Below are 6,582 nucleotides of genomic sequence, written 5' to 3' on the forward strand. Positions count from 1 at the left end.
ATGATAGATATATCTGTAATAGAACAGCTAAAATATGATGTTGGCGACAGCATGGCTATTGAGTTACTCAAAGTGTTTGTTGACGAGTCTAAAAAATTAGTAGAACAAATGCTTAACTCAACCAACACTAATGATATAGAGCTTCATGCACATAGCTTAAAAAGCAGTAGCTATAGCTTTGGTGCAATACATCTAGCACAAACATGTCAGCTGATTGAGCAAAAAGTTAAGACCAATGGCTTAAACCCAGAAGTTAGGACTTTGTTAAAATTAGCTGACTCGCAAAGTAAAAAAACTTTTCAACAAATTAATCAATTAGTTAATAACGCTTAAGCGTGTTTTTCTGCATTAAAAGAGCTTTTTAATAATTCTGAAAATACATTATTTAACTCATCGATATTATGTAAATGTTTACCCGTTTTATTGCATTTATTTCCGTGTTGCAAAATTTCCATAATCGCTGGAGGAGAAATACTTAAATCGTATATTTTAGCGCCGAGCGTTTTTTGTAACCAATCAATACCTGCACTATGAGTGTATTGCATTACACTGTTCTCTTGCGCTGTATTTTCAATAAATACACGACACGCAGAGGTTTTTTGAATAGCGAGTGCAATATCGTCGATTAAAAAAGCGGGCATAATACTGGTTATGATACTGCCAGGGCCAATAATCACTAAGTCAGCATTTAAAATAGCTTCAACAGCGCCTGGTGATGCAGGTACTTTTTTAGATAAATATACTTTCTCAGGTAGTAAATTTAAGGCATCTATCGCACACTCACCAAACACTTTTTCACCGTTATCAAGCTCAGCGACTAAGTCTGTTGGTATATCAGACATGGGTAAAACGGTTTCACAATTACCAAGTAGTTTATTAAAGCATGCAATAGCCTGAGTAGGAGAGGCCATAACTTGAGTCAAACCTAAAAGAGTTAAATTACCTAAGCTGTGACCTTCAATATCGCCGCTCGTAAATCTGTGTTCATACACAGAATGAGCAATTGAACCTTCACCCGCTAGTTGAACACAGCAACGGCGAATATCACCAAGGGCGATGCAATTTTGTGCTTCTCTAATCCTACCCGTACTGCCGCCATTATCGGTGGTTGCAACGATTGCTGTTAAGTTATTACACAAAGGTTTTATTGCGCTTAAAACTTGTGCCAATCCGTGCCCACCGCCTATGCAAACTATTTTCATCGTTTTGCCTTGGTGTTTGTTATTTACATTAATTAAGCAGAAATCATTCCACTCTAGCAAAAAAAATAACTCAATGATTTATATTGAATTTTGTTCTATATTAAATAGTCATGTCATCGGCTTAAGTTTTTTTTGCAAAACGCGATGCATTTTAAGTGGGGAAACCGGTATGCAAAATAGTGATTTAATTACTGTTAGTGAATTACAAAGGCAGTTAGAGTCATTATCTCAATGTAATGATGAAATTGATATTTTAGCGACTATCTCCGCTTTTTTGCAGCCGTTGCTTCATTATCAAAATTGTATAATCCTACAAAAAATTGATAAGCATTATCAAACTATAGGCACTAGCAATATTGATTTTTATGATCAGAAATGGCCGCATTGCAGATTGTTTTTACAGGTATTAAAAAATAGCTATGCGTTTTGTAACAATCCGTCAGAAGAGCTCGAATTTAATTTTTTAGAGGGCAATGCCAAAACTGCACTTAAAGCGTCTTTATTGATCAGTGTTAGCACCTCCAATGAGCAAGGCATATTTATTTTTACTAATGTAGACATAAATGGGGGCAGTGACGTTGTAGGTTCAGATCTTATAAAGCTGTTTTTTCAACAGGCGTTCTATGCTTTTTTGAACTTAATGAAGTTACACGCTCAAACTCACCAATCTATTTTACTGCTTGATAAATTTTCTCAACTCTCTAGTTTATTTAAAGAGCTTGCTAGTGAGTGGTTTTGGCGCACAGATCTTAATATGACGTTTATTAGCGTTAATAATATTGAAAGCGAAAATAACACTTACGCCCAACTTTTTATTAATAAAAAAATTGATAATTTACTCACTATTAATGAGCGAAAAAACACACTGAAATGGCAGCAATTCTCAGCTTTACTTGCAGAGTATGACGATTTTAGTGGTTTTGAATTTGAAGTTTATGCAGCTAAGCCCCTTTGGGTATCTCTTAATGGCAAATCACAGTTTGACGATCAGGGAAATTTTATTGGTTATTTAGGGATTGCCAAAGATATTACTTTTTCAAAAGAGCGAGAGGCCGCACTTGAAAGTGAAAAATTAAAAGCTGAAGAGGCCAGTCAAACCAAGTCAAAGTTTTTAACGATCATGTCACACGAGATCCGTACTCCAATGAATGCGATTATGGGGATGATAGAGTTATTACTGGATACTGAGCTCACTAAAGAACAACGACAGTGGCTGGACTATGCTAATTCAAGCGCTGATATTCTATATGGCCTAATCACTGATGTGCTTGATTTTTCAAAAATCGAATCAGGAACAATTTTATTGGTTAATAAACCTCTTAATGTAAAATTATTAATAGAGAATATAGTAGGGCAGTTACACATAATAGAAGATAGTGACGATATTATCTTCTCAGTATCAATAAGTGACGATATACCTACCTTTATAATGGGAGATGAGTTTAGATTAGGGCAAATCCTCTTTAATATTATTGGAAATGCATTCAAATTTACGCGCTCTGGACGTATTTTATTATGCGTAAGTATTGTTGATGGAAAGCTTAACTTTACTGTCCAAGACTCTGGTGTTGGTATCGCAAAAAAAGATTTGGTTTTTATATTTCAGCCTTTCAGGCAAGTTAACGATGGCATTAACAGAAAGAATGAAGGAGTTGGTCTTGGGTTAAGTATTTCAAAAAACCTAATTGAGTTAATGGGGGGCTCAATTACTGTTGATACGCAACTTGGGCTTGGCAGTACTTTTACTATTTTAATTCCATTTGCAGAAGCACCTATTAGTGAAATGAAGCCTGAACTATCTGCAGAGTATCCTGTTTTATCGGTCCTCGTTGCGGAAGACAACAAAACCAATCAGGTATTAATTAAAGCGTTCTTACAAAAATTAAATCATAAAGTGACAATAGCCAATGATGGCGCCGAAGCGATTGAATTTATGAAGCTCAAACAATTTGATTTAATTTTAATGGATATTATGATGCCAACGATGGATGGGTTAACTGCTACACAATACATACGTAATGAATTATTAAGCGATATTCCTATTTACGCTCTCACCGCCAATGCCGCAACCGACGATAAAGCATCGTGCTTTAAAGTCGGCATAAATAAAGTCCTGACCAAACCAATTAAGTTTGAGACCCTAAAAGCATCTTTAAACTCGCTGTAGTGCGCATAAATAACAACAGATTAAAAAAGGCCGTAATGAGTTTAAATTACGGCCTTTTTTAATTTTGTTATTCTATATTCTGGATCTGCTCACGCATTTGCTCTATCAATACTTTAAGCTCAACCGCAGCATTGGTGATGTCGCTATTGATTGATTTAGAGGCGAGGGTGTTTGCTTCGCGGTTAAACTCTTGCATCATGAAATCTAAACGACGACCACAAGCGCCACCTTTTTTAAGGATTTTTTTAGTTTCTTTGACATGAGATTTTAAACGGTCTAGTTCTTCAGCTACGTCTTGTTTTTGTGCAAGGTAGATGAGCTCTTGCTCAAGGCGAGCTTCGTCAATATTTGCAGTTAAATCTTCTAATTTTTGTGCTAATTTTTCACGCTGCCATTTGGCAATTTCTGGCATGTGAGTTTCAACTATCGCTACTTGCTCTAAAATAGCATCAAGACGAGTGGCTATCATTTCTTCAAGATTAGCGCCTTCATCGCCACGTGCAGATTTAAAATCTTCAATCACTTGATCAAAACCAGCAATGAGTGCGGTGTTAACGCTATCCATATCTAGCTCTTCAGCTTCCATAACACCAGGCCAACGTAAGATGTCGACAGGATTAATATCGCCATTACTTTGTTGTTGCACCCATTTGGCGCTATTGATCAGTTGTGCAGCCAACGCCTCATTAATTGAAAGTTCACCAACATGGGCTGGGTTTGCCACAAACTTTAAGAACACTTCAACCTTGCCGCGTTGTAAATGTTTACGTAGGCGCTCACGGATCACCGGCTCCATGCCACGAAATTGCTCAGGTGCGCGAATAAAGGTTTCAAGGTAGCGTTGGTTAACTGAACGAACTTCCCACGTGCCAGTGCCCCAATCGCCTTTTATTTCGCGACGCGCGTAAGCAGTCATACTGTGGATCATGGATGGTTTCCTAGTTTTATTAAACAATATTAAAAGTGATTATACCGTAACACTGGTTAAGCTCTAGCGGAAATTTTTGTTGCTGCGAATTTTACAATTTGCTTTTGTTTAAATCAGCATGGCATCTACAGCTATATATACATATAATGTGGGAAATTCTGAATTAAGGGGATCGTGAATGCGTCCAAGCGAAAGAACACCTAACCAAATTAGACCGGTTACATTTACACGTAATTACACTTTGCATGCTGAAGGCTCTGTGTTGGTTGAGTTTGGTAACACAAAAGTACTTTGTACAGCCACTGTTGAATCAGGTGTACCGCGTTTTATGAAAGGCCAAGGTAAAGGCTGGATCACAGCTGAGTACGGTATGTTACCGCGCTCTACCCATACCCGAAATGGCCGTGAAGCGGCGCGTGGCAAGCAAAGCGGTCGTACTATGGAAATTCAACGTTTAATTGCACGCGCACTTCGTGCCGCAGTTGATTTAAAAGCGTTAGGCGAAAATACCATTACTATTGATTGTGATGTTATTCAAGCTGATGGCGGAACTCGTACTGCATCAATCAGTGGTGCTTGTGTTGCTCTAGTCGATGCGTTAACACATATGCGTAGCAAGGGGATGATCAATTCAAATCCTCTTAAATTTATGATTGCAGCTATTTCGGTAGGTATTTATAAAGGCCAAGCTATTAGCGATTTAGAATATTTAGAAGATTCTGACGCTGAAACAGATATGAACGTAATTCTGACCGAAACAGGTAAAATTATTGAAGTGCAGGGTACAGCCGAGGGCGAACCTTTCTCGTTTGATGAGCTTGATGAATTACTCACTCTTGCGAAGCATTCAATCCGCGAAATCATTGACGTTCAGAAGCAAGCACTAGCTTAATAAGTAATAGGTTTATAGTAATGAAAGATTATCAAATAGAGTTTATTGAATTCGCCTTAGAAAAACAGGTGTTAAAGTTTGGTGAGTTTACTTTAAAGTCTGGCCGTACTAGCCCTTACTTCTTTAATGCGGGGTTGTTTAATACAGGTCGTGACCTTGCACGTCTTGGTCGTTTTTATGCTGCCGCCCTTGAAGATGCAGGCATTGAATATGATGTTTTATTCGGTCCTGCTTATAAAGGTATTCCAATTGCAACAACTACCGCAGTAGCACTTGCAGATCATCACAATAAAGATGTGCCTTATTGCTTTAACCGTAAAGAGAAGAAAGCACACGGTGAAGGCGGCACATTAGTAGGCTCTGAGCTAAAAGGCAAAATCATGTTAGTAGATGACGTGATCACTGCTGGCACAGCAATTCGTGAGTCTATGGAAATTATTGCAGAAAATGGTGCGGATCTAAGTGGTGTCTTGATAGCTCTTGATCGTCAAGAAAAAGGCAAAGCTGAACTGTCTGCAATTCAAGAAGTAGAACGTGACTTTAATACTAAAGTAGTTTCAATAGTAAAACTTGCAGATTTAATTAGCTACCTTGAAACTAAAGGTACTATGAACGAGCATCTTGCATCAGTAAAAGCTTATCGTGAGCAATATGGTATAGCTTAACCTAAGTATACTTAAAGCTATTCAACAAAAGCCCGATGATTTTCATCGGGCTTTTGCGTTTTATAACCGTATAAAGTTATTTTGAAGTTAAAAAAGTATCTCTTTTGTAGGGTTTGGCTTGAATTTTGAACGAACAGCACTTTATTTCAAGTTTTCTTTAAAAAACGCTTGCGTAAAATTCACCGCGCCCTATAATGCGACCCCACTGAGACGGGGAACGCCAACGCATAGCGAAGCACGAGCTACTCAGTGAGTTGAGTAAAACTTAAGTTTAGATTTTTAAGAAAATTTAAAATTAAGTGTTGACAAAAAAATAGGAAAGCGTAATATGCGCAGCCCTAGCGAGATAAAGTTTGACTTTAACCGCAACGTTCTTTAACAATATAAAGCAATCATCTGTGTGGGCACTCGTACAGATTGAGTTCTAACAGCCAAGCTTAGTTCGCTAAGCAAGGCAAAAAATTTAGAGTCTCAATGTGATTTCTCGAAAGAGAAGCTGAGTGACCAACAGAAGTAACTTATTTATAAGTTGCTTCGGCACAGTCAATTCAATATCGAAAGATATTAAATAAATTCAGAATTCATTGAGCTGTCGAAAGACAAAAAACTTTTAATTGAAGAGTTTGATCATGGCTCAGATTGAACGCTGGCGGCAGGCCTAACACATGCAAGTCGAGCGGTAACAGAGAGTAGCTTGCTACTTTGCTGACGAGCGGCGGACGGGTGAG

The 6,582-nt window shown here is 37.8% G+C and carries 6 protein-coding genes and 1 rRNA gene; 5 read left to right on the plus strand and 2 right to left on the minus strand.

What is annotated here, in order from left to right; all coding sequences use genetic code 11:
- The gene (locus PSR9079_RS05175) at window positions 1–333 is read left to right on the plus strand and encodes an Hpt domain-containing protein (RefSeq protein ID WP_149980674.1); all 333 of its coding nucleotides are present in this window, start codon (window positions 1–3) and stop codon (window positions 331–333) included.
- Here the strand turns inward: PSR9079_RS05175 and PSR9079_RS05180 are convergent.
- The gene (locus tag PSR9079_RS05180) at window positions 330–1,202 is read right to left on the minus strand and encodes a gluconeogenesis factor YvcK family protein (RefSeq protein WP_149980675.1); all 873 of its coding nucleotides are present in this window, start codon (window positions 1,200–1,202) and stop codon (window positions 330–332) included. The two genes, PSR9079_RS05175 and PSR9079_RS05180, sit on opposite strands and share 4 nt — an antisense overlap.
- A 169-nt stretch (window positions 1,203–1,371) precedes the next feature.
- Between PSR9079_RS05180 and PSR9079_RS05185 the strand changes: the two genes are divergently transcribed.
- On the plus strand, window positions 1,372–3,369 hold the full coding sequence (locus PSR9079_RS05185) for a response regulator (RefSeq protein ID WP_149980676.1): 1,998 nt from the start codon (window positions 1,372–1,374) through the stop codon (window positions 3,367–3,369).
- A 67-nt stretch (window positions 3,370–3,436) separates the two neighbouring features.
- On the opposite strand, the gene PSR9079_RS05190 is transcribed toward PSR9079_RS05185, so the two are convergent.
- On the minus strand, window positions 3,437–4,297 hold the full coding sequence (locus tag PSR9079_RS05190; protein ID WP_145237110.1) for a YicC/YloC family endoribonuclease: 861 nt from the start codon (window positions 4,295–4,297) through the stop codon (window positions 3,437–3,439).
- Between the two features lie 178 nt (window positions 4,298–4,475).
- On the opposite strand from PSR9079_RS05190, the gene rph reads away from it, so the two are divergent.
- From rph to PSR9079_RS05205, 3 genes are all read left to right on the plus strand, one after another.
- On the plus strand, window positions 4,476–5,189 hold the full coding sequence (gene rph, locus PSR9079_RS05195) for a ribonuclease PH (protein WP_145237114.1): 714 nt from the start codon (window positions 4,476–4,478) through the stop codon (window positions 5,187–5,189).
- Between the two features lie 20 nt (window positions 5,190–5,209).
- A complete protein-coding gene (gene pyrE, locus PSR9079_RS05200; protein ID WP_145237117.1) occupies window positions 5,210–5,854 on the plus strand; it encodes an orotate phosphoribosyltransferase in 645 nt (214 codons plus the stop codon).
- A gap of 611 nt (window positions 5,855–6,465) precedes the next feature.
- A 16S ribosomal RNA gene (locus PSR9079_RS05205) occupies window positions 6,466–6,582 on the plus strand; the annotation flags it as partial.

The sequence above is a fragment of the Pseudoalteromonas rhizosphaerae genome, from assembly GCF_902498845.1.
GTDB lineage: Bacteria > Pseudomonadota > Gammaproteobacteria > Enterobacterales > Alteromonadaceae > Pseudoalteromonas > Pseudoalteromonas rhizosphaerae.

What these genes read in the sequence shown, in the direction of transcription:
- PSR9079_RS05180 (WP_149980675.1), bottom strand. Translation starts at nt 1,202, where the DNA reads ATGAAAATAGTTTGCATAGGCGGTGGGCACGGATTGGCACAAGTTTTA.
- rph (WP_145237114.1), top strand. Translation starts at nt 4,476, where the DNA reads ATGCGTCCAAGCGAAAGAACACCTAACCAAATTAGACCGGTTACATTT.
- pyrE (WP_145237117.1), top strand. Translation starts at nt 5,210, where the DNA reads ATGAAAGATTATCAAATAGAGTTTATTGAATTCGCCTTAGAAAAACAG.
- PSR9079_RS05175 (WP_149980674.1), top strand. Translation starts at nt 1, where the DNA reads ATGATAGATATATCTGTAATAGAACAGCTAAAATATGATGTTGGCGAC.
- PSR9079_RS05190 (WP_145237110.1), bottom strand. Translation starts at nt 4,297, where the DNA reads ATGATCCACAGTATGACTGCTTACGCGCGTCGCGAAATAAAAGGCGAT.
- PSR9079_RS05185 (WP_149980676.1), top strand. Translation starts at nt 1,372, where the DNA reads ATGCAAAATAGTGATTTAATTACTGTTAGTGAATTACAAAGGCAGTTA.